Here is a 22,703-nt window from a genome sequence, read left to right on the forward strand (position 1 = left end):
GTTGGATTTGCCTGGCCTCTTCGCGGGTAAACCCGCTCCTACACCGACTGCGCGAATAGGCTCGCACAGGCCCCATTGCCTGAAACAGCAACCTGCTCTATTACTACCCCCAGCCCTCCCTACACCCGAGACCACCATGCTGGCGTTCATCCAGTCGTCCCCGTTGTTGCTCGGTTGCACCCTGATTCTGCTCGACCTCGTGCTTTGGCAACTGATCCCCATTCAGCGCCATGCCTGGCGTATCAGCGCGCGCCTGGTGATTTTCCTGCTGTTCAGCTCGGTGCTGATGGCCGCCGGCATGAGCCCGCTGCAACCCCCGCCGTGGCCCGACGATCTCTCGCGCAACCTGATGGCCACGGTATTGGCCATCGGCTGGTGGCTGTTCGGTGCGCGCACGGTGACCGTGGTGTTCGGCCTGTTGCTGGTGGCCCGTGGCAGCCATGGCGGGCGCTTGCTGCAGGATGTGCTGGGGGCGTTGATCTTTCTCGCCGCCGTGGTCGCGGCCGCAGGCTACGTGCTGCAACTGCCGGTGAAGGGCCTGCTGGCCACCTCCGGGGTAATGGCCATTGTCATCGGCCTGGCGCTCCAGAGCACACTGGCTGACGTATTCAGCGGCATCGTGCTGAACACCACACGGCCCTATCAGATTGGCGATTCGATCTCGATCGACGGTACCGAAGGCAAGGTCCTGGACATCGACTGGCGCGCCACGCGCCTGCTGACCGGTACCGGCAGCCTGGCGGTGATCCCCAACTCGGTGGCGGCCAAGGCGCGGCTGCTCAACCACAGCCGCCCTGCCGATGTGCACGGGGTATCGATCAGCGTGGTGGTCCCGGCCAAGGTGCGGCCCAAGCGCGTGTTCGATGCGCTGGAAAAAGCCTTGCAGGGCGTCAGTGCCATTCTTGCGACCCCGAAGCCGAAGGTGACGGTAAAGGCCTCGACTCTGGAGTCGGTGGAGTACGAGGCCAGCGGCTTCGTGGCCGATGCGGGCGCCAAGGGCGATGCACGTAACCAGCTGTTCGACCTGGCGCACCGGCATCTGGAGGCCAGCGGGGTGATGTGGAATGTTGACCTGGCCTTGCCGCCGCGCAGCCGCCAGCGCGAGGTGCTGGATGAGGTTCGAGTGTTCCGCTCGCTAAGTGATGAAGAGCGCGATGCGTTGAGCCAGCGCATGACTGCAGTCGAGTACCTCGCGGACCAGGTGATCCTGGGGGTGGGCGAGCATTCCGATCATCTGCTGGTGATTGGCAGCGGTGTGGTATCGGCATCGGTGCGCGATGGAGACAAGCGGCTGGAGGCCGGGCGCATGGGGCCGGGAGAGGTGCTTGGGATCGAGGGGATCATCGACGACGAAGACTCGCTGGCCGAACTCCGCACGCTGACCAGTTGTGTGCTGTACCGGATCGACAAGGAACAGGTGAAGAGCTGTTTGCAGCAGCGTGGCGAAGTGCAGACGGCTTTGAGCAAATTGCAGCGGTTCCGGCGGCAGAGCCGGGAGTCGTTGTTGTTGCAGAAGCCGGCTTCAATCAAGAAGGGCGGCTTCCTGAGTTGGTTGCACAAGTGAGCCTGTGCTGGCCTCTTCGCGGGTAAACCCGCTCCTACAGTTGTTCACCGCCTGAGAGGGCGGTGGTGACCGGGAGGAGCGGGTTTACCCGCGAAGAGGCCAGTACTTACAACACAACCCTCAGGCACTGCCCCGCGTGGTACAGCGAGAAGCCAGACTCATAGAACGCGGTCCGCAGCGAAGGTGCGCTGACACCGCTCATCGGCGAAAACGGAATCGGCAGGCTGTCCGCCTCGCCCTTGAGCAGGAATTCGGCAAACGCCCGGCCAATCACGGTGCCGGTGGTATTACCGCGCCCGTTGTACCCGGTCACCGCCACCAACCCAGGCGCCGGCTCGAACAGGCGCATCAGGTGGTCAGGGGTGAAGTCGATGCAGCCGGTCCAGTGCATTTCCCACTCGACCTTGCCCAGCTCCGGGTAGTAATGGCTCTGGATACGGTCGGCCCAGCTGCGCACGAACCACGCCGGCTTGTTGTCGACCCGGCCCAGGCTGCCGAGCAGCAGGCGGCCCTGATCGTCGCGGCGGATGCTGCTGAGCACAGTGCGGGTGTCCCACGAACCTTGGCCATGTGGCAGCACCTTGTCGGCTGCAGCGCCCTGCAGCGGCTTGGAAGCTACCTGGTAGTAATAACCGCGGAAGAACTGCTTCTGCAGGTTGCTCCAGTCGCCTTCGGTATAGGCACCGGTGGAAATCACCACCTTTTCGGCGCGCACAGTGCCACGCGCAGTCTTCACCCGCCAGCCATCACCTTCACGCTCCAGGCCTTCGACCGAAGACTGCTGGAAAATCTTGCCGCCCAGGCGCGTCACGGCAGCCGCCAGCCCCTGGGTGTAGCCCATGGGGTTGATAGTGCCGGCACGGCGATCAAGCAGCGCAGCGGAAATCTTGTCGGTACCGCAGTATTCCTGGCACTGGGCGCCGGTCAGCAGCTCGACGTCGGCACCTCGGCGGCGCCATTGTTCGTGCCGCGCTTCGAGGTCGGCGATACCGGTGGCGTTGTGCGCCATGTGCAGCGTGCCTTTGTGCTGGGCCTGGCAGTCGATGCCGAGGCGCTCGATCATGGCGAACACTTCAGCCGGGGCTTCGCCAAGCACCTTGTTCAGGCGGCTGCCCTGCTTCTGGCCAAGGGTGGCCTCGACGTCGTCGGGGCGGATCCAGGTACCGGCGTTGACCAGGCCGACGTTACGCCCGGAGCCACCGTGGCCGATCTTCCAGGCCTCCAGCAAGATCACCGACTTGCCCTGTTCGAGCAGGTGGATGGCCGCCGACAGGCCGGTAATACCGCCGCCGATCACGCAGACATCGGCCTTGTGCTCACCGGCCAGGGCCTGGGCGGCGACGGTCGGTTTGCTGACGTGTTCCCACAAGCATTGTTGACGCAGTTCGGACATGGCCGGCTCCAGCAATTTGTTCTTGTTGGGGCCGCAGGGCGGCCCATTCGCGGGTAAACCCGCTCCTACAGGGGTCGGTGTCGCTTGGACGAACCCTGTAGGAGCGGGTCTACCCGCGAACCGGGGGCCAGGCCCCCGGCGATGCAGCATCAATACATCAATCGAACACGATACCCTGCGCCAGCGGCAGCTCACGCGAGTAGTTCACGGTGTTGGTCTGACGACGCATGTAGCCTTTCCAGGCATCCGAGCCCGACTCACGCCCACCGCCGGTTTCCTTCTCGCCACCAAACGCACCGCCGATCTCGGCGCCGCTGGTGCCGATGTTGACGTTGGCGATGCCGCAGTCGCTGCCCGAGGCGCTCTGGAAGCGCTCGGCTTCACGGATGTCGGTGGTGAAAATGCACGACGACAGACCTTGTGGCACTTCGTTGTTCAGGCGCAGGGCCTCCTCGAAGTCGTCGTAGGCCAGCACGTACAGGATCGGTGCGAAGGTTTCGTGGCGCACCACGTCACTTTGCGCCGGCATTTCAGCAATAGCTGGCGAAACGTAGTAGGCGTTCGGGTACTGGTCGGCCAGCTGACGCTCGCCACCAAATACCTGGCCACCTTCGTCGCGGGCCTTGGCCAATGCGCCCTGCATGGCGTCGAACGACTGCTTGTCGATCAGCGGGCCAACCAGGTTGTCTTTACGTGGGTCGCCGATGCGCACCTTGCCGTAGGCGGCTTTGACGCGGGCAACCACTTCGTCCTTGATCGAACGGTGCACGATCAGGCGGCGCAGGGTGGTGCAACGCTGGCCGGCGGTGCCGACAGCCGAGAACAGGATGCCACGCACAGCCAGGTCCAGGTCTGCGCTGGGGGCCAGGATCATGGCGTTGTTGCCGCCCAGTTCCAGGATGCTGCGGCCGAAGCGGGCAGCAACGCGTGGGCCGACTTCGCGCCCCATGCGGGTGCTGCCGGTGGCGCTGACCAGCGGTACACGCGGGTCGTCGACCATGGCTTCGCCCGCTTCACGGCCGCCGATCACCAGTTGTGCCAGGCCAGCCGGCGCATCGCCGAAGGCTTTCAGGGCTTTTTCGAACAGCGCCTGGCAAGCCAGGGCGGTCAGCGGGGTCTTCTCGGACGGTTTCCATACCACCGAGTTGCCGGCCACCAGGGCCAGGGCGGTGTTCCAGGCCCACACGGCAACCGGGAAGTTGAAGGCGCTGATCACGCCGACCACGCCCAGCGGATGCCAGGTTTCACGCATGTGGTGGCCTGGGCGCTCGGAAGCGATGGTCAGACCGTACAGCTGGCGCGACAGGCCAACGGCGAAGTCGCAGATGTCGATCATTTCCTGCACTTCACCCAGGCCTTCCTGGGTGATCTTGCCGGCTTCGATCGAGACCAGCTCGCCGAGGTCGGCCTTGTGCTCACGCAGCACTTCGCCGAACAGGCGCACCAGTTCGCCACGGCGCGGAGCCGGCACACTGCGCCAGGCTTCGAAGGCGCTCTGGGCCTGATCGATGCGGGCGATGGTCTCGGCCTTGCCGAGCAGTTTCACCGAGGCGATCTGGCTGCCGTCGATCGGCGTGTGAACAGGGTAGTCGCCCTGGGTGTAAGCCTCGGCGGCAACGCCAAGGCGCTCGAGCAATCCAGCAACCATTTGTGCATCTCCTACATCGGTGATGGGGTGGAAAAATGATGTGGATCAGTATTAATCCGATCACATAGGTACAACAAACGACCTTTATTCCGCATATCATTCCGCCAGGTAATGATTTGAGCCGCAGAGACCGCTATGTCAAAACGCCTGGTACCCTCCATGACCGCCCTGCAGTGCTTTGAAGCTGCAGCCCGCCATCTGAGTTTTACCCGTGCTGCCGAAGAACTGCACCTGACCCAGAGCGCGGTCAGCAAGCAGGTGGCACAGCTGGAAGACATGCTGCGCCACCATCTGTTTCTGCGCATCCGCAGGCGCTTGCAGCTTACGCCAGCCGGCAGCCTGTACCTGGCAGAGGTCAACAAGATCCTCACCCAGGTGGATATGTCCAGCCGCTATGTGCTCACCTACGGCGAGCAGACCGAGATACTGAAAGTAGCCACTCAACCGAGTTTTGGCGTGCGCTGGTTGATCCCGCACCTGAAGGGTTTTGGCAAACGGCACGGCAATATCCACCTGGACATTCGCAACGAGATGGAGCCGTTCGCCCTGCTGCAGGGATCGGCTGACGTGGTGTTCTTCTATGGCCAGGGCACCTGGCCGGGGGCCACCTGCGTGGAGCTGTTCCGCGAAGAGGTGGTGCCGGTGTGTGCGCCAGAGCTGCTGGCCGGGGGCACGCTGACCGGTGCCGAGGCGCTGGCCGAGTTGGTGCTGCTGCAAAGCACCTCGCGCCCGGAGGCCTGGCATGAGTGGTTCCTGGAGCAGGGCCTGCAGAGCGTCAGCGCCTACCACGGGCCGCGCTTCGATACGTTCTATATGGCGTTGAGTGCAGCACAGGCCGGGTGCGGGGTGGCGCTGGTGCCGCGCTACCTGGCGGCGAAGGAACTGGCCGACGGTAGCCTGGTGGTTCCTTGGAACCACGCGATGCGCAGTACAGGGGCGCACTATCTGGCGTACGCCGAACATGCGGCGGAGGTGCCCAAGGTGAGGGCTTTGGTGGAATGGATTCGCGAGCAGTTGCAGGTTTGACGGCCTCTTCGCGGCTTTAGCCGCGAAAGGGCCGTCGAGGTCGATCAAAAAAGGAATGACACACTCACTTTTTTTCGCTTGTGAGCAAAGTGCATTCCCAGCTTTCATGTAAGTGTCAGAACCCAACCAGGAAGCTAGCGATGCCCGCCAACGATTTCGTCAGCCCAGACAGCATCCGCGCGCAGTTCTCTGCCGCCATGTCGCTCATGTACAAACAGGAAGTGCCGCTGTACGGCACGCTGCTGGAGCTGGTGAGCGAAATCAACCAGCAGGTAATGGCCCAGCACCCCGAAGTGGCCGAGGCCCTGCGCTGGACCGGCGAAATCGAGCGCCTGGACCAGGAACGTCACGGCGCCATTCGCGTCGGCACCGCCGAAGAACTGGCCACCATCGCCCGCCTGTTCGCCGTCATGGGCATGCAGCCGGTCGGCTACTACGACCTCAGCTCCGCTGGCGTACCGGTGCATTCCACTGCCTTTCGCGCGGTACACGAGCAATCGCTGCATGTCAGCCCGTTCCGTGTGTTCACCTCGCTGCTGCGCCTGGAGCTGATCGACAACCCGCAGTTGCGCGAGCTGGCACAAAGCATCCTGGCCAAGCGCCAGATCTTCACCTCCCGCGCCCTCGAACTGATCGCCCAGTGTGAGCGCGAGGGGGGCCTTGACGCCGCGGATGCAGAGACGTTCGTGCAGGAAGCGCTGCACACCTTCCGCTGGCACCACGACGCCACCGTCACGGCCGAGCAATACCAGCAGCTGCACGACCAACACCGCCTGATCGCCGATGTGGTGGCCTTCAAGGGCCCGCACATCAACCACTTGACCCCGCGTACCCTGGATATCGATGCAATCCAGCTCGGCATGCCTGCCAAGGGCATCCCGCCGAAGGCCGTGGTTGAAGGCCCGCCCACGCGCCGCCACCCGATCCTGCTGCGTCAGACCAGCTTCAAGGCCCTGCAGGAAACGGTCGCCTTCCGCGACCAGCAAGGCCGCGAAGGCAACCACACCGCACGCTTTGGCGAAATCGAGCAACGCGGCGCGGCGCTGACGCCGAAAGGTCGCCAGCTCTACGACAAGTTGCTCGACGCTACCCGCGCGGCACTGGGTGGCGCTCCGGCCGAAGCCAATGCCGAGCGCTACATGGCGCTGCTGCAGGCAAACTTTGCCGAATTCCCGGATGACCTGGCGCAGATGCGTGAACAGGGCTTGGCATACTTCCGCTACTTCGCCACCGAGAAAGGCCTGGCCGCACGCGACCAGGAAGGCCGCCCGACCACCCTGCAAGGCTTGATCGACGCGGGCCACGTGCACTTCGAGGCGCTGGTGTACGAGGACTTCCTGCCGGTGAGTGCGGCGGGGATCTTCCAGTCCAACCTGGGTGACGATGCGCACGCCGAATACGGCAGCAACGCCAACCGCGAAGCGTTCGAAGCGGCGCTGGGGCTGCCGGTACAGGATGAGCTGGCGCTGTATGCGCAAAGCGAGCGCCGGTCGCTGCAGGCCTGCGCACAGGCGTTGAACCTGGGCTCGATGTAAATCTGTACCGGCCTGTTCACGGGCGAGCCCTCGAACAGGCCGGTACAGGTGATCAAAGAGGCGGCAGGATTTCCACATCCGGCAAATCCATTGCCGCCACCTCGCCTTCCAGGAACGCACTCAACCGCCGCAACCGCTCGCCGCCTCGCCGGGTGCGCGGCCACACCAGGTAGTAATCCATGCCGCTGGGCACCGCCGTCGGCCATGGCAGGCTCAAGCGCTTCTGCGCCACATCTTCGGCCACCATCAGCAAATCGCCCATGGATATTCCGTAGCCACGCGCCGCGGCAATCATGCCCAGCTCCAGGGTATCGAACACTTGGCCGCCCTTGAGCGACACCTTGTCGCCAAGCCCCATACGCTCCAGCCATTCCCGCCAGTCACGCTTGTCCACCGTGGGGTGCAGCAGCTCGATAGAGGCCAGCCTACGTACATCCCAAGGTTCCTCGTCGAGCAGGTCCGGCGCACCGACCGGGATCAGTAACTCAGGGAACAGCTTGCGCACTTCCCACTCCGCCGGGAACACCCCATCACTGAGCAACACAGCGCAATCGAACGGCTCCTGGTTGAAGTCCACATGGTCGACATCCATCCAGGCACTGGTCAGTTGCACCTCATTGCCCGGCTGCAGGTGGCGAAAGCGGCTAAGGCACGCCAGCAACCAGCGCATGGTCAGGGTCGAGGGGGCCTTCATGCGCAGTATGTCGTCTTCGCCACACAAGGTTTCGCAGGCCCGCTCAAACGCCGCGAAGCCCTCGCGCACGCCCGGCAGCAGTACCCGACCCGCTTCGGTAAGCTGCAGGCTGCGGCCACTGCGCACGAACAGGCGGCAGGCAAAATGCTCCTCCAGCGTACGGATATGCCGGCTGATGGCGCTTTGGGTGATAGAAAGCTCTTCGCCTGCACGGGTGAAGGAACTTAGCCGCGCGGCAGCTTCGAATGCGCGCAGGGCATACAGCGGTGGTAGCTGGCGTGGCATGAGGCACCTGCAATATGGGCGTGTGAGGCAAGTCCGAAAAGCCTATATACATGAGTTCAACTCATGCCAACTATCGCTTTTATCCTTTTGTGCAAAGTTGACCGAAGCTTCAGAATCGCCCTTCGTTGATCACCCCAGAATGAAGGACTGCCCCCATGCACGTCGCGCCCACCACAGAACTCAAGGCTTTGCTGCGCCTGGCCGGGCCGCTGATTGCCTCGCAGTTGGCGCACATGCTGATGGTGCTGACCGACACCCTGATGATGGCCCGCATCAGCCCTCAGGCCTTGGCGGGTGGTGGCCTGGGGGCGGCCAGCTATTCGTTCGTATCGATCTTCTGCCTGGGCGTGATCGCCGCAGTCGGCACGCTGGTGGCCATTCGCAAGGGCGCCAATGACATCGAGGGCGCCACCCGTCTGGCGCAAAACGGCCTGTGGCTGGCCTGGGCCTTGGCGTTGTTCGCCGCGCTGGTGCTGTGGAACCTTCAGCCGGTACTGCTGCTGTTCGGGCAAAAGCCCGAAAACGTGGCCTCGGCCGCCGAATTCCTCACCCTGCTGCCACTGGCCCTGCCCGGCTATCTGACCTTCATGGCCTTGCGTGGCTTCACCAGCGCGCTGGGCCGTTCGACCCCGGTGATGGTCATCAGTGTGTTCGGCACGGTGCTCAACTACCTGTTCAACGTGGCACTGATCGAAGGCATGTTCGGCCTGCCCAAGCTGGGCCTGATGGGTATCGGCCTGGTCACTGCAGTGGTGTCGATGGGCATGGCCATTGCCTTGGCGTTGTATATCCGCTGGCACTCGGCCTATGCCGCCTACCCGCTACGCAAGGGCCTGTCACGCCCATCACTGGCGGCCCTGCGCGAGCTGTGGCGGCTGGGCCTGCCCATTGGCGGTACCTACATGGTGGAAGTGGGCCTGTTCGCCTTCGCCGCGCTGTGCATGGGCGTGCTGGGCAGCACCGAGTTGGCCGCGCACCAGATTGCCCTGCAGATCGTGTCCACGGCATTCATGGTGCCGACTGGCTTGTCCTATGCGGTGACCATGCGCGTGGGCTTGTACTACGGCGCTGGCAACCTGCTGGCGGCGCGCAGCGCCGGGCGGGTGGGCATCGGGTTCGGGGCCATGATCATGTTTGCCTTCGCCGCCCTGTTCCTGCTGCTGCCCGAGGCGCTGGTAGGGCTGTTTATCGACCGTAATGACCCGGCCTTTGCCGCGATCTTCCAGGTGGCCGTGCAGTTGTTGATGGTGGCGGCGTGGTTCGAACTGTTCGACGGCATGCAGACGATTGCCATGGGCTCGATCCGTGGGCTGAAAGATGCCAAGACCACCTTCCTGATCGGGCTGGTGTGCTATTGGCTGGTGGGGGCGCCGAGTGCCTGGCTGTTCACCTTTACGCTGGGCGGTGGTGCAGTAGGGATCTGGTGGGGGCTGGCGCTGGGGCTGGCCTGTGCGGCGGTGGCGCTGACCTTTGGCTTTGAGTGGCGGATGAAGCGGTTGTTGGGAAAGGCTTGGGCTGCCGGGAAGTCGACGGCTTCTGCCTGACGTGGGAGCCTCTTCGCGGGTAAACCCGCTCCTGCAGGATTGCGCAGTCCTTTGTAGGAGCGGGTTTACCCGCGAATACGGTGGTGGCGGCAACGGTGAACGTCTGGTGGAGACTGGCCAGCAGGCCCGGCCCATTCGCGGGTAAACCCGCTCCTACAGGACAGCCTCCAACTGGCGTCCGGGCGCCTGCAGCAAATACGCCATCAATTCCCCCACCGGCAGCGGCTTGCTGACCAGGAAACCTTGCACCTGGTCGCAGCCAAACCCGCGCAGCAACGCCAGTTGCTCTTCACTCTCCACACCCTCGGCGACCACCTCGAGGTTGAGGTTGTGCGCCAGGTTGATCATGGCGTGTACCAGCTTGCGGTTCTCTTCACGCATTTCCATTTCCGCAACAAAGCTGCGGTCCACCTTGAGCAAGGTGATCGGCAGGCTGTTGAGGTGCACGAACGAAGAGAACCCGGTGCCGAAATCATCGAGCGAGAAGCGCACGCCCAAGCGGCCCAGCGCGTCCATCGTCTGGCGCACCACTTCGTTGCGGCGCATCACCGCCGTCTCGGTCAGCTCGAACTCGAGCCAGCGGGCATCCACACCGTGCTCGAGGATCAGGCGACTCAACGTGGCCAGTAGCTGGCTGTCCTGGAATTGGCGGAAACTCAGGTTGACCGCCATGTGCAGGGGTTCCAGGCCGCGCTCGCACAATGCCTGCATGTCACGCAGGGCACGGGAAATCACCCAATAACCCAAGGGCACGATCAGGCCGCTCTGTTCGGCCAGTGGCACGAACTCACTGGGTGGCAGCAGCCCGCGCTCGGCATGACGCCAGCGCACCAGCGCCTCCAGGCCAACAATGCACCCGTCAGCCAGGTTCAGGCGGGGCTGATAGTGCAGCTCCAGCTCGTCGCGGCGCAGGGCACGGCGCAACTCGCTTTCCAGGTCGGCAAGGCTGCGGGCGTTGCGGTTGATGCGTTCGTTGAACACATGGAAGGTGCAGCCCTGGCTGCCCTTGGCCTGACGCATGGCGATGTGCGCGTGCCACATCAGCGGATCGGCGCCGCTCTGCGCGCGAGCATGTGCAAGGCCCAGGCTGCAGCCCAGCAGCAGGCTTTCGCCGTCGATCCAGTAGGGCTCGGCCAAGGCCTCGACGATGCGTTCGGCAATCCATTCGGCGCGGTTGGCATCGCGACGGGTGTCGATCAGCAGGGCGAACTCGTCGCTACCCAGACGAGCCAGCTGGTCGCCCGCCTCCAGCTGATGCTTCAGCCGTGCCACCACCTGCAGGATCAACCGGTCACCGCTCTGGTGGCCCAGGGCGTCGTTGACGTGGCGGAAGTTGTCCAGGTCCAGGTGGCCAAGCGCGACACCACGGCCTTCGTTCTCGGCCAGGCGTGCATTGAGCAAAGCCTGAAAACCCTGGCGGTTGGCGATGCCGGTCAGCGGGTCCTGCTCGGCAAGGCGCTGCAAGGTGGCGACCAGCACCCCTCGCTCCCGCACATGGCGCAGTGAGCGGCGCAGGGTATCGGCGTTGAGCTGGTCGCGCACCAGCCAGTCACTGACAGCGCTGGGCGCTGCCTCTGGCTCGTGTTCAAGCAGCAGGATAGTCGGCAGCTCGCAACGCCCGGGGGCGGGCTGCAAGCCGGGTGTTGCCAGCACGACGGCCTGGCGATCATGGCTGAACAGGCTGTCGACCGCCTCCCAGTTTGGCGCAGTCAGTAGCACGGCGCTGCCACCCAGTGCAGGCATGCACGCGTGCAACGAGGCAGCCCATTCCGGCTCATCGGCCAACAGCAGCAAACGCAAAGGTTCGACAGGCGTGGACAAGCGGGCTCCTTAGGGCTTGACGGTGCAACAAGATCGGTAGGGCATGCTACTGCATTCAATGAAAATGATTTTCACTTTTATGCATGGCTTTTTCGAGCGTAGCATTCCGACGTATTTTGTCGTGCATCCTGCGCGAAACGAGACAAACCGGCAAATATGATTTTTTCAGCTACTAGCATTAGTGACACTAATGCTTAGCCGGACAAAAGTCTGACTCAGACGTCAGACGGTCGCGCCACAACGGCCCCATGCCTGTTAGAATGCGCGGCTATTTTCTGGCGACCTCCGGTTTCTAGCATGTCCCGACTCAATCCCCGGCAGCAGGAAGCCCGTGACTATGTCGGCGGCCCTCTTTTGGTGCTCGCCGGTGCAGGTTCGGGCAAGACCAGCGTGATCACGCGCAAGATTGCCCACCTCATCCAGAACTGCGGCATCCGCGCCCAGTACATCGTGGCGATGACCTTCACCAACAAGGCCGCGCGCGAGATGAAGGAGCGGGTCGCCACCTTGCTGCGCCCGGGGGAAGGCCGTGGCCTGACCGTGTGCACGTTCCACAACCTGGGCCTGAACATCATCCGCAAGGAACACGAGCGCCTGGGCTACAAGCCGGGTTTCTCGATCTTCGACGAGTCCGACATCAAAGCGCTGCTGTCGGACATCATGCAGAAGGAATATTCCGGCGACGACGGCATCGACGAGATCAAGAACATGATCGGTGCCTGGAAGAACGACCTGATCCTGCCGCCAGAAGCCCTGGAAAAGGCGCGCAACCCACGCGAGCAGACCGCCGCCATCGTCTACACCCACTATCAGCGCACGCTCAAGGCGTTCAACGCGGTGGACTTCGACGACCTGATCCTGCAGCCGGTCAAGCTGTTCCAGGAGCACCCCGAGGTGCTGGAGCGCTGGCAGAACCGCGTGCGCTACCTGCTGGTGGACGAATACCAGGACACCAACGCCAGCCAGTACCTGTTGGTGAAAATGCTGATCGGCATGCGCAACCAGTTCACCGTGGTGGGCGACGACGACCAGTCGATCTACGCCTGGCGCGGTGCACGCCCCGAGAACCTGATGCTGCTCAAGGAGGACTACCCCTCCCTGAAGATCGTCATGCTCGAGCAGAACTACCGCTCCACCAGCCGCATCCTGCGCTGCGCCAACGTGTTGATCGCCAACAATCCGCATGCGTTCGAAAAGCAGCTGTGGAGTGAAATGGGCGTGGGCGACGAGATACGCGTGATCCGCTGCAAGAACGAGGAAGCCGAGGCCGAACGCGTGGCCATGGAAATCCTCACCTTGCACCTGCGCACCAACCGCCCGTACAGCGACTTCGCCATCCTGTACCGCGGCAACTACCAGGCCAAGCTGATCGAACTGAAGCTGCAGCACCACCAGGTGCCGTATCGCCTTTCGGGCGGTAACAGCTTCTTCGGCCGCCAGGAGGTCAAGGATTTGATGGCCTACCTGCGCCTGCTGGTGAACCCGGACGATGACAACGCCTATCTGCGGGTAATCAACGTGCCGCGCCGCGAGATCGGCTCCACCACTTTGGAAAAGCTCGGAAACTACGCCACCGAGCGCGGCATTTCGATGTACGCCGCCAGCGAAGAGCTGGGCCTGGGTGAGCACCTGGACGCGCGCTACACCGAGCGTTTGCAGCGCTTCAAGCACTGGCTGGACGGGGTGCGCCACAAGGTTGCCCTGGAAGACCCGATTGCCGCGCTGCACGAAATGATCCGTGACATCGATTACGAGAACTGGATCCGCCAGCAGACCGCCAGCGACAAGGCTGCAGAGTTCCGGATCAGCAACGTCTGGTTCCTGGTGGAAGCGCTGAAAAACACCCTCGAGAAGGACGAAGAGGGTGACATGACCATCGAAGACGCCATCGGCAAGTTGGTGCTGCGCGACATGCTCGAGCGCCAGCAGGAAGAAGAAGAGAACGCCGAAGGTGTGCAGATGATGACCCTGCATGCCTCCAAGGGCCTGGAATTCCCCTACGTGTTCATCATGGGCATGGAAGAGGAAATCCTCCCGCACCGCTCCAGCATCGAGGCCGACACCATCGAAGAGGAACGCCGCCTGGCCTACGTGGGTATCACCCGCGCGCGCCAGACCCTGGCCTTCACCTTCGCCGCCAAGCGCAAGCAGTACGGTGAAATCATCGACTGCACGCCCAGCCGGTTCCTCGACGAACTGCCTCCGGACGACCTGGCCTGGGAGGGCCTGGACGATGCGCCGGTCGAGGTGAAGGCCGCCCGCGGCAACAACGCCCTGGCCGATATCCGGGCAATGCTCAAACGCTGATCAACCATTACTCTTTAACTTTGCCGCCTCCAGCGGCAACCTTTGTTACATCGAGGAAATCACAGTGGAAGCACTGCATCAGAAGATTCGCGAAGAAGGCATCGTGCTTTCCGACCAGGTTCTCAAAGTCGACGCGTTTCTCAACCACCAGATCGATCCGGCGCTGATGCAGTTGATCGGTGACGAGTTCGCCCGCCTGTTCGCCGATGCCGGCGTGACCAAGATCGTCACCATCGAAGCTTCGGGCATTGCCCCGGCGGTGATGACCGGTCTGAAACTGGGTGTGCCGGTCATCTTCGCTCGCAAGCACCAGTCGCTGACCCTGACCGAGAACCTGCTGACCGCCTCGGTGTATTCCTTCACCAAGCAGACCGAGAACACCGTGGCCATCTCGCCGCGTCACCTCAACAGCAGCGACCGCGTGCTGGTGATCGACGACTTCCTGGCCAACGGTAAAGCCTCGCAGGCGCTGATCTCGATCATCAAGCAGGCAGGTGCCACCGTGGCGGGCCTGGGTATCGTGATCGAGAAGTCGTTCCAGGGCGGCCGTGCCGAACTGGACAGCCAGGGTTACCGCGTTGAATCGCTGGCCCGGGTGAAGTCGCTGGAAGGTGGTGTGGTCAGTTTCATCGAATAAGGCCTCACCGCCCCGGCGTAGGAACGGGTTTACCTGCGAATGCGATGGCAGATTCAATATCGCATTCGCGGGTAAACCCGCTCCTACACGGGGCCAGTGTGCGCAAGCGATTATCTTGTAGCCTGTAACCCTGCCAGCAGTAGCCGCTGATAAAGCTCCTCCTTCAACCCTTGCGCAACCTCCAGCCCCATCCGCGCCAGATGCCGCTCATAACCCTCCGGCCCCGGCGCATCCAGCGCGGCCTTGCCCAGCTCCAGCACCTCGCTCAGCTTGAACTTGCTCTTCAACCAGTTCAGCGCCCGCAACAGATCCCGTTCCTCGGCCGTAAAATCCGTGCCCAGCGGGTACTCCGGGAACAACCGCGCATGCTGTGCCCTGATCGCCTCCAGGCGTTGCGGGGTATTGTCGGTAAAGCGCGCCGCCAGCTGAAAGTCGTCGGCAAGCTTGCCAGCTTCTTTGGCCTGCCTGATCAGGCCCGGCTGGAACCGCGAATCGCTCACCGCCAGCAACCGCGCAATCACCTCGCTGTCGGTCTGCCCACGCAAGTCAGCAATACCGTACTCGGTCACCACGATATCGCGCAGGTGCCGGGGGATGGTGCAGTGGCCGTAGCGCCAGAACAGGTTTGAGGTCACCTCTGCGCCTGCCTCGCGCCAGCTGCGCAATAGCAGGATCGAACGCCCGCCCTCCAGCGCATGGCCCTGGGCAACGAAGTTGTACTGCCCGCCCACACCACTGAGTACCCGGCCGTCTTCCAGCTGGTCGGCCACCCCGGCGCCGAGCAGGGTCATGCCGAACGCGGTGTTGATGAAGCGCGCATCGCGACGCTGGCGGCGCTTGAGTTCCTCCTGCCCATATAGCTCGTTGATGAAGCTGATACGGGTCATGGCAAACTGCGCGCGCTGCTCCAGCGACATCTCGCGCAAGCGCTGGTAGAACGTTTGCGGGCCGAGGAAAAAGCCGCCATGCAGTATTGCGCCCTGCTCGTCCGCCGGGCGTCTTAGCAGCCCTGCTTCGGCCAGCACCAGCAGGCCGTTGACGAACATCTCGCTGCAGCCGTACAAGCCGTGGGTAAAAGTGTCCAGGCCCCCCTCTCGCTCGATCAAAGCCTGCCACGGTCCGACATCCAGCGCCTTGAGCACCGCTCGGTAACCGGCATTGTCGCCCTGACGTGCCAGCAATGCCGCCGCAACCGCATCGCCCATGGCGCCAATGCCGATCTGCAGCGTACCGCCATCGCGTACCAGGCTGCTGGCGTGCAGGCCGATGCAGTGGTCCTGGATGCCAACCGGCATGTTTGGCGTGGAAAACAGCCGGCGTTGCTCGACTTCATCGAGCAGCAGGTCGAAGGCATCGATGGGCAGCTCGGCATCGCCTGGCATGTAGGGCAGTTCGGCATGCACCTGGCCCAGCATGAGGATGGTTTCGCCTGCAGCGCGGCGCTTGGCGATCATCGGCAGCAGGTCGAGGGTGATGTCTGGGTTGCAGGCCAGGCTCAGGTGCACGGGCTTTTCGGGAGTGGCGGCCACCAACTGGGCGACCAGGTTAAGGCCCTTGGCATTGATATCACGTGCGGCGTGGCTGTAGTTGCTGCTGACGTAGTCCTGCTGGGCCGATTCGCTGTGCAGCAGGCTGCCGGGCTGCATGAAGAACTGTTCGACCCGAATATTGGATGGCAACGTGTCGTTGCGCAGGTCTGTGAGGTAACTGAGCTCTTCGTAGTCAGCGAACACTCGCTCGACGAAGGGTTCGAGAAAGCGCCGCTGCAGGCCGTCGCCCAGTGGCGGGCGGCCGAGGGAAAGTGCGGTATAGAGGGTCAGGCGCCGTTCGGGCAGCTCGCGTACGCGGGCGTAAAGTGCGTTGACGAAGGCATTGGGCTTGCCCAGTCCCAGCGGCAGGCCCATGTGGATATGGGCTGGCAGGCGCGCCAGGACTTGCTCGACAGCCTGGTCGATGGAGCAGAGGTGCATCGGGGCCTCCTGAGACATCCATGGGTTCAGGGGTTGGACATAGGGCTGAAGTAATTGGTTGCCCGCAAAGAGGCCGGCACAGGCAACAAAAAAACAAAGCCCGCCATCAACGGCGGGCCTTATGCAATTCAGCTGTAAATCACAGCCCGGACATTTTCTTGATTGCCCCTTTCAGGTCTTCATCGGAGCAGTCGGCACAGGTGCCCTTTGGCGGCATGGCGTTGATGCCGGTAATGGCCTTGGCCAGGATGCCATCCAGGCCGCCCTGGTGGTCGGCGCGCTCTTTCCACGCCGCGGAGTCACCAATTTTAGGCGCGCCGAGCAAGCCGCTGCCATGGCAGGCATTGCAGTGCTTGGCGATGATTTCATCCGGCGTTTTGGCGCCCCCGCCACCCGCTGCAGCGGCCACTTCCATGCCTTTGCATTCCTGGCCCTGGACGCACACCTGGCCAACCGGCTCCAGGCGTTTGGCAATGTCGTCATTGGTCGCAGCGGTTGCGTTCATTGCCCAGAGGGCGAATATGGCTGCTGGTACGGCCAGCATCTTCTTGATTTGATTCACGCGAACACCCTCATGGTGGCTAATCACGCTCGCGGCCACGGATCGGCGAGCGTTGAAAAGTATAGCGGGAACCCAGAGGCCGTGAAACGACCCCACACAGGAAAGGGGTATTGCCGAATCAATGCACTGCGCTGGATCAAAAGTTTGAAGGCGTCGCCGCACTGATCAGCCGCGCCGGCTGGTCGAATGGGTTGCGGAAGCGGTGCGGGCGGGTGCTTTCGAAGTAGTAGCTGTCGCCTTCTTCGAGCACGAAAATCTCGTTGCCGACCACCAGCTCCAGGCGGCCTTCAAGCAGGATACCGGTCTCCTCGCCGTCGTGGGTCAGCATCTCGGCACCGGTGTCCGCACCTGGCGGGTACACCTCGGTCAGAAAAGCGATGGCACGGTTGGGGTGCGACTTGCCCACCAGCTTCATGGTCACCGCACCGTCCGAGATATCGATCAGCTCGTGGGCCTTGTAGACGATCTGAGTGGGGCTTTGGGGCTCCAGCTCGACCGAAAAGAACTCGACCATGGACATGGGAATGCCGCTCAGCACTTTGCGCAGCGAGCTGATAGAGGGGCTTACGCTGTTCTTCTCGATCATCGAGATGGTGCTGTTGGTCACGCCAGCACGCTTGGCAAGTTCGCGCTGCGACAGGCCCTTGAGCTTGCGGATGGCTTGCAGTCGTTCGCCGACGTCCAAAGCTGGAGCCTCCTGAAACGGTGAAAGGGGGGTGGATGTGAACGATATCATGGCAATGCCGTTCAGTATTTACAACACACCGCCCCAAACGTGTCCGCTTCAGCGTCTCATTCGCCGACGTAGTCCCGTGGTACTCGCTTCAGGTTGCAGAAGATCTGATAGGGAATGGTGCCCGCATGCGCGGCCACTTCACTGGCCAGCACCTGCTTGCCCCATAGTTCGACCGGGCTGCCGACAGTGGCTTGCGGTACGTCGGTGAGGTCGATGCTGAGCATGTCCATCGACACCCGGCCGATCAGCTGGGTGCGCTTGCCGGCGACCAGCACCGGGGTGCCGTTGGGCGCCTGGCGCGGGTAGCCATCGGCATAGCCCATGGCGACCACACCCACGCGGGTCGGCCGAGGGCTGACAAACTTGGCACCATAGCCCACCGGCTCGCCGGCAGGCAGCTCGCGCACGCTGATCACCCGCGATTGCAGGGTCATCACCGGTTGCAGGCGTGCGGCCTCGGCTTGCGCCACTTCGAACGGCGTAGCGCCGTACAGCATCAGGCCTGGGCGCACCCAGTCGCTGGGGGCTTGCGGCCAGCCCAGCACACCGGGTGAGTTACGCAGGCTGCATTCGGCGGCCAGGCCCTGTCGGGCAGCTTCGAACACGGCGATCTGCTGGGACGTCGCGTCAGCGTCCAGTTCGTCGGCGCGAGCGAAGTGGCTCATCAACACGATGCGCGAAACCTTGCCACTGGCCAGCAGTCGCTGATAGGCATCGTGGTAGTCCTTGGGGTGCAGGCCAACGCGGTGCATGCCACTGTCCAGCTTCAGCCAGACGGTGAGCGGCTTGTGCAGCGGGGTTTTCTCGATGGCTTCCAGCTGCCACAGCGAGTGCACCACGCACCACAGGGCGTGCTCGGCGATCAGTGCCAGTTCGCTGGCTTCAAAAAAACCTTCCAGCAGCAGCACCGGGGCATTGATACCGGCGGCGCGCAGTTCCAGCGCCTCCTCGATGCAGGCCACGGCAAAGCCGTCGGCCTCGGCCTCCAGGGCCAGGGCGCAGCGCACGGCGCCGTGGCCATAGGCGTCAGCCTTGATCACGGCGAGGGCTTTGGCACCCGTCAGTTCACGGGCCAGACGGTAGTTGTGGCGCAGGGCCTGGAGGTCGATCAGGGCGCGGGCGGGACGCATGGCGGCTGCCTTATGGTGGTTCGGGTTGAAATCGGTGGTGGATTCTTCGCGGGCTTGCCCGCTCCCACAGGTAATGCACAGCGTTCAATAGCTGTGGTGTTCCTGGTGGAGCGGGCAAGCCCGCGAAAGGGCCGGCACAGGCTATTACTGCTGGTGAACCGGCGCGCTTTGCCCGTGCTTGGCCACTTCCGGGTTGTTGCCATAACGGGAAATGTCCAGGCCTTCGGCACTGATCTGCGGCTTCTTGCGCGCAATCAGGTCGGCCAGCAAGCGACCGGAACCACACGCCATGGTCCAGCCCAAAGTGCCGTGACCGGTGTTCAGGAACAGGTTGCGGAAGGCCGTGGCGCCGACGATCGGCGTACCGTCCGGGGTTGCCGGGCGCAGGCCGGTCCAGAAGCTGGCCTGGCTCAAGTCACCGCCGCGAGGATAAAGGTCGTTGACGATCATCTCCAGTGTTTCGCGCCGGCGCGGGTTCAGCGACAGGTCAAAACCGGCGATTTCAGCCATCCCGCCAACGCGGATGCGGTTATCGAAACGGGTGATGGCGACCTTGTAGGTCTCGTCGAGAATGGTCGAGGTCGGAGCCATGTCGGCGTTGGTGATCGGCACGGTGAGCGAGTAGCCTTTCAATGGATACACCGGAGCCTTGATGCCCAGCGGCTTGAGCATCTGTGGCGAGTAGCTGCCCAGCGCCAGCACGTAGCGGTCTGCCGTCTCCAGCTTGCCGTCGATCCACACGCCATTGATGCGGTCACCCGCGAAGTCCAGGCGCTGGATGTCCTGGCCGAAGCGGAATTCCACGCCCAGCTTCAACGCCATGTCGGCGAGCTTGGTGGTAAACAGCTGGCAGTCGCCAGTCTGGTCGTTCGGCAGGCGCAGGGCGCCGGCCAGGATATCTTTCACGCCGGCCAGGGCGGGTTCGACGCGGGCAATGCCGTCGCGGTCGAGCAGCTCGTAGGGCACACCGGACTGTTCGAGTACGGCAATGTCCTTGGCCGCAGCATCGACCTGGGCCTGGGTGCGGAACAGCTGGGTGGTGCCCAGGCTGCGGTTTTCGTAGTTGATGCCGGTTTCGGCGCGCAGCTCGTCAAGGCAGTCACGGCTGTACTCGGACAGGCGCACCATACGCTCCTTGTTCACCGCGTAACGGCTGGCGGTGCAGTTGCGCAGCATCTGTGCCATCCACAGGTACTGGTCGACGTCGCCCGTGAGCTTGATGGCCAGGGGAGCGTGACGCTCCAGCAGCCATTTGACTGCTTTGAGCGGCACACCAGGGGCAGCCCAGGGCGAGGCATAGCCGGGCGAGATCTGGCCGGCGTTGGCAAAGCTGGTTTCCATGGCCACCGCCGGCTGGCGGTCGACCACCGTGACCTCGAAACCTTGCCGGGCCAGGTAGTAGGCACTGGCGGTTCCGATTACACCGCTACCAAGTACCAGAACTCGCATCGTTTTATCCCTCACACGCGGCGCGCCGCATACATTTATTGAAATGGCATGAATGGGCGCAGTATAGGAATTTGAGACCAGTGCAATTCACTATATAAAAGCCTATTATTGGCGAGAATTCTCGGCAAAATCGCCTTTCACGGAGGGGCATCCCCTATGAGAACCCAGCACCAGACCAAGCGTGAACTGGACAAGATCGACCGCAACATCCTGCGCATCCTGCAGAATGACGGGCGTATTTCCTTCACCGAACTGGGCGAGAAAGTTGGGCTGTCCACCACCCCTTGTACCGAGCGGGTTCGCCGCCTGGAGCGCGAGGGCATCATCATGGGCTACAACGCCCGCCTGAACCCGCAGCACCTCAAGGGCAGCCTGCTGGTGTTCGTGGAAATCAGCCTGGACTACAAGTCGGGCGATACCTTCGAGGAGTTCCGCCGCGCGGTCTTGAAGCTGCCCCACGTGCTGGAATGCCACCTGGTGTCCGGCGACTTCGACTACCTGGTGAAAGCGCGTATTTCGGAAATGGCCTCGTACCGCAAGCTGCTCGGGGACATCCTGCTGAAACTGCCGCATGTGCGCGAATCGAAGAGTTACATCGTGATGGAAGAGGTGAAGGAAAGCCTCTGCCTGCCGATCCCGGACTGAGGCTAGACCAGCACCTGGCGGGTGGTGGCAATGAACTGGTGGACCAACTGTTCAGCGGCGGAGTCGATCATCGGTTCAGGGCCACGACCACGCGGGCAGGCCATGCGCGGGGTGGTACCGAACAGCCGGCAGATCATCGGCCGCTCTTCATACACCGTGCAGCCGTTGGGGCCCAGGTGCACACAGTCCAGACGCTCCAAAGCCGCGTCCTGCTCAGCCTGGGACTTGCGCGGCAGGCGGGCCATTTCCTCCGCCGAGGTGGTGACCGGGCCGCAGCAGTCGTGGCAGCCGGGCTCGCACTCGAAAGAGGGGATGAGTTCGCGCAGGAAGTGGATCTTGTGGCGGTTGCAGGACATGGCTTGGTACAAAGCTGAGAGATTGGCGGGATTATAGGCCGATTTGCCCACCACCCTACCCCAGCTTATCCTCCTCCCTCTAGCTCACCCGCCACAGGACCGACTCAATGATCCACAGCGCGCAGCACGCCGCATCCTATTACGCCGCCAGCAGCGCGCCACACCCCGACCACGCCTTCCTGCAAGGCGAACACAACGCCGACGTGTGCATCATCGGCGGCGGCTACTCGGGCCTGAACACCGCCATCGAGCTGGCCGAGCGTGGTTTCTCGGTCATCCTGCTGGAAGCGCGCAAGCTTGGCTGGGGCGCCAGCGGGCGCAATGGCGGGCAGCTGATTCGCGGCGTCGGCCATGGCCTGGAGCAGTTCCTCCCGGTCATCGGCGAGGAAGGCGTACGCACCATGAAGCTGATGGGCCTGGAGGCCGTACAGATCGTCCGTGAGCGGGTCGAGAAGCATGCCATCGCCTGCGACCTGACCTGGGGCTACTGCGACCTGGCCAACAAACCTGCCGAGCTGCTGGGCTTTGCCGAAGACGCCGAAGAGCTGCGTAGCCTGGGCTACGCGCATGAGCTGCGGCTGGTCGGCAAGGACGATATCCACAGCGTGGTCGGTGCCGATTGCTATGTGGGCGGGCTGATCGACATGGGCTCCGGGCACTTGCACCCGCTCAACCTGGCGCTGGGTGAAGCGGCCGTGGCTGCCCGCCTGGGCGTAAAGCTGTTCGAGCAGTCCGAGGTGACCGGCATCGACTATGGCCCTGAAGTACGGGTACAGACCGCACAAGGCCGGGTACGGGCCAAGACCCTGGTACTGTGCTGCAACGCCTACCACAACGACCTCAACCGCGAGCTGGGCGGCAAGGTGCTGCCGGCGGGCAGCTACATCATCGCCACCGAGCCGCTGGGCGAAGAACGCGCACGCGCGTTGTTGCCGCAGAATATGGCGGTGTGTGACCAGCGCGTGGCGCTGGACTACTACCGCCTGTCCGCGGACCACCGCCTGCTGTTCGGCGGTGCCTGCCACTATTCAGGCCGCGACCCGAAGGACATCGCCGCCTACATGCGGCCGAAGATGCTCAAGGTGTTCCCGCAGCTTGCCGACGTGCGCATCGACTACCAGTGGGGCGGCATGATCGGCATTGGTGCCAATCGCCTGCCGCAGGTTGGCCGCTTGGCCAGCCAGCCGAACGTGTACTACGCCCAGGCCTACTCGGGCCATGGGCTCAACGCCACCCACCTGGCTGCGCGCCTGCTGGGTGAAGCCATCAGTGGCCAGGAAAGCGGGCGCTTCGGCCTTTTCAACAAGGTGCCGCACATCACCTTCCCTGGCGGCAAGCACCTGCGCTCGCCACTGCTGGCGTTGGGCATGCTGTGGCATCGCCTGAAAGAGCTGACTTGAG

General features: G+C 63.2%; 18 protein-coding genes. 8 read left to right on the plus strand and 10 right to left on the minus strand.

Annotation, left to right across the window (positions count from 1 at the left end):
* Window positions 1-136: 136 nt before the first annotated feature.
* Entirely contained in the window at window positions 137-1,564 is a 1,428-nt protein-coding gene (locus tag LVS58_RS02645; RefSeq protein WP_233689767.1) for a mechanosensitive ion channel family protein, read from the plus strand.
* Window positions 1,565-1,670: 106 nt separating this feature from the next.
* On the opposite strand, the gene amaA is transcribed toward LVS58_RS02645, so the two are convergent.
* Both amaA and amaB read right to left on the minus strand, forming a co-directional pair.
* Entirely contained in the window at window positions 1,671-2,957 is a 1,287-nt protein-coding gene (gene amaA / locus LVS58_RS02650) for an L-pipecolate oxidase (protein WP_233689768.1), read from the minus strand.
* Between the two features lie 157 nt (window positions 2,958-3,114).
* Window positions 3,115-4,605 carry an L-piperidine-6-carboxylate dehydrogenase gene (gene amaB / locus LVS58_RS02655; protein WP_003253547.1) on the minus strand — a complete coding sequence of 497 codons (1,491 nt, stop codon included), beginning with the start codon at window positions 4,603-4,605 and terminating at the stop codon, window positions 3,115-3,117.
* Between the two features lie 135 nt (window positions 4,606-4,740).
* On the opposite strand from amaB, the gene LVS58_RS02660 reads away from it, so the two are divergent.
* Window positions 4,741-5,631, plus strand: a complete 891-nt coding sequence (locus tag LVS58_RS02660) for a LysR family transcriptional regulator (RefSeq protein WP_233689769.1) — start codon at window positions 4,741-4,743, stop codon at window positions 5,629-5,631.
* A 140-nt stretch (window positions 5,632-5,771) separates the two neighbouring features.
* Window positions 5,772-7,166 carry a 2-oxoadipate dioxygenase/decarboxylase HglS gene (hglS, locus tag LVS58_RS02665; RefSeq protein WP_233689770.1) on the plus strand — a complete coding sequence of 465 codons (1,395 nt, stop codon included), beginning with the start codon at window positions 5,772-5,774 and terminating at the stop codon, window positions 7,164-7,166.
* 52 nt (window positions 7,167-7,218) lie between these two features.
* Here the strand turns inward: hglS and LVS58_RS02670 are convergent, their stop codons facing one another.
* On the minus strand, window positions 7,219-8,145 hold the full coding sequence (locus LVS58_RS02670; protein ID WP_003253542.1) for a LysR substrate-binding domain-containing protein: 927 nt from the start codon (window positions 8,143-8,145) through the stop codon (window positions 7,219-7,221).
* Between the two features lie 155 nt (window positions 8,146-8,300).
* Between LVS58_RS02670 and LVS58_RS02675 the strand changes: the two genes are divergently transcribed.
* A complete protein-coding gene (locus LVS58_RS02675; RefSeq protein ID WP_233689771.1) occupies window positions 8,301-9,689 on the plus strand; it encodes a NorM family multidrug efflux MATE transporter in 1,389 nt (462 codons plus the stop codon).
* Window positions 9,690-9,842: 153 nt separating this feature from the next.
* Here LVS58_RS02675 and LVS58_RS02680 read toward each other — a convergent pair whose 3' ends face one another.
* A complete protein-coding gene (locus LVS58_RS02680; RefSeq protein ID WP_233689772.1) occupies window positions 9,843-11,510 on the minus strand; it encodes a putative bifunctional diguanylate cyclase/phosphodiesterase in 1,668 nt (555 codons plus the stop codon).
* Window positions 11,511-11,807: 297 nt separating this feature from the next.
* Between LVS58_RS02680 and rep the strand changes: the two genes are divergently transcribed.
* Both rep and LVS58_RS02690 read left to right on the plus strand, forming a co-directional pair.
* A complete protein-coding gene (gene rep / locus LVS58_RS02685) occupies window positions 11,808-13,817 on the plus strand; it encodes a DNA helicase Rep (protein WP_233689773.1) in 2,010 nt (669 codons plus the stop codon).
* Between the two features lie 64 nt (window positions 13,818-13,881).
* On the plus strand, window positions 13,882-14,454 hold the full coding sequence (locus LVS58_RS02690) for a xanthine phosphoribosyltransferase (protein WP_003253535.1): 573 nt from the start codon (window positions 13,882-13,884) through the stop codon (window positions 14,452-14,454).
* A 110-nt stretch (window positions 14,455-14,564) separates the two neighbouring features.
* On the opposite strand, the gene LVS58_RS02695 is transcribed toward LVS58_RS02690, so the two are convergent.
* The 5 genes from LVS58_RS02695 to dadA all read right to left on the minus strand — a co-directional run bounded on the left by LVS58_RS02695 (window position 14,565) and on the right by dadA (window position 20,301).
* The gene (locus LVS58_RS02695) at window positions 14,565-16,424 is read right to left on the minus strand and encodes an acetyl-CoA hydrolase/transferase C-terminal domain-containing protein (RefSeq protein ID WP_233689774.1); all 1,860 of its coding nucleotides are present in this window, start codon (window positions 16,422-16,424) and stop codon (window positions 14,565-14,567) included.
* Window positions 16,425-16,563: 139 nt separating this feature from the next.
* Window positions 16,564-16,968, minus strand: a complete 405-nt coding sequence (locus LVS58_RS02700) for a c-type cytochrome (RefSeq protein ID WP_233689865.1) — start codon at window positions 16,966-16,968, stop codon at window positions 16,564-16,566.
* Window positions 16,969-17,122: 154 nt separating this feature from the next.
* Window positions 17,123-17,671, minus strand: coding sequence for a cupin domain-containing protein (locus LVS58_RS02705; protein ID WP_003253526.1), 549 nt, complete (start codon window positions 17,669-17,671; stop codon window positions 17,123-17,125).
* Between the two features lie 107 nt (window positions 17,672-17,778).
* Window positions 17,779-18,852, minus strand: a complete 1,074-nt coding sequence (alr, locus tag LVS58_RS02710; protein WP_233689775.1) for an alanine racemase — start codon at window positions 18,850-18,852, stop codon at window positions 17,779-17,781.
* Between the two features lie 144 nt (window positions 18,853-18,996).
* Complete coding sequence (gene dadA, locus LVS58_RS02715; RefSeq protein WP_233689776.1) at window positions 18,997-20,301, minus strand: D-amino acid dehydrogenase; 1,305 nt, start codon at window positions 20,299-20,301, stop codon at window positions 18,997-18,999.
* 156 nt (window positions 20,302-20,457) lie between these two features.
* Between dadA and LVS58_RS02720 the strand changes: the two genes are divergently transcribed.
* Entirely contained in the window at window positions 20,458-20,946 is a 489-nt protein-coding gene (locus tag LVS58_RS02720; protein ID WP_003253520.1) for an Lrp/AsnC ligand binding domain-containing protein, read from the plus strand.
* A 2-nt stretch (window positions 20,947-20,948) separates the two neighbouring features.
* On the opposite strand, the gene LVS58_RS02725 is transcribed toward LVS58_RS02720, so the two are convergent.
* Window positions 20,949-21,302, minus strand: a complete 354-nt coding sequence (locus LVS58_RS02725; RefSeq protein WP_233689777.1) for a YkgJ family cysteine cluster protein — start codon at window positions 21,300-21,302, stop codon at window positions 20,949-20,951.
* Window positions 21,303-21,409: 107 nt separating this feature from the next.
* Between LVS58_RS02725 and LVS58_RS02730 the strand changes: the two genes are divergently transcribed.
* Complete coding sequence (locus tag LVS58_RS02730) at window positions 21,410-22,702, plus strand: NAD(P)/FAD-dependent oxidoreductase (protein WP_233689778.1); 1,293 nt, start codon at window positions 21,410-21,412, stop codon at window positions 22,700-22,702.
* Window position 22,703: the final 1 nt, after the last annotated feature.

The organism is Pseudomonas sp. JR33AA, from assembly GCF_021378985.1.
Taxonomy (GTDB): Bacteria; Pseudomonadota; Gammaproteobacteria; order Pseudomonadales; family Pseudomonadaceae; genus Aquipseudomonas; species Aquipseudomonas alloputida.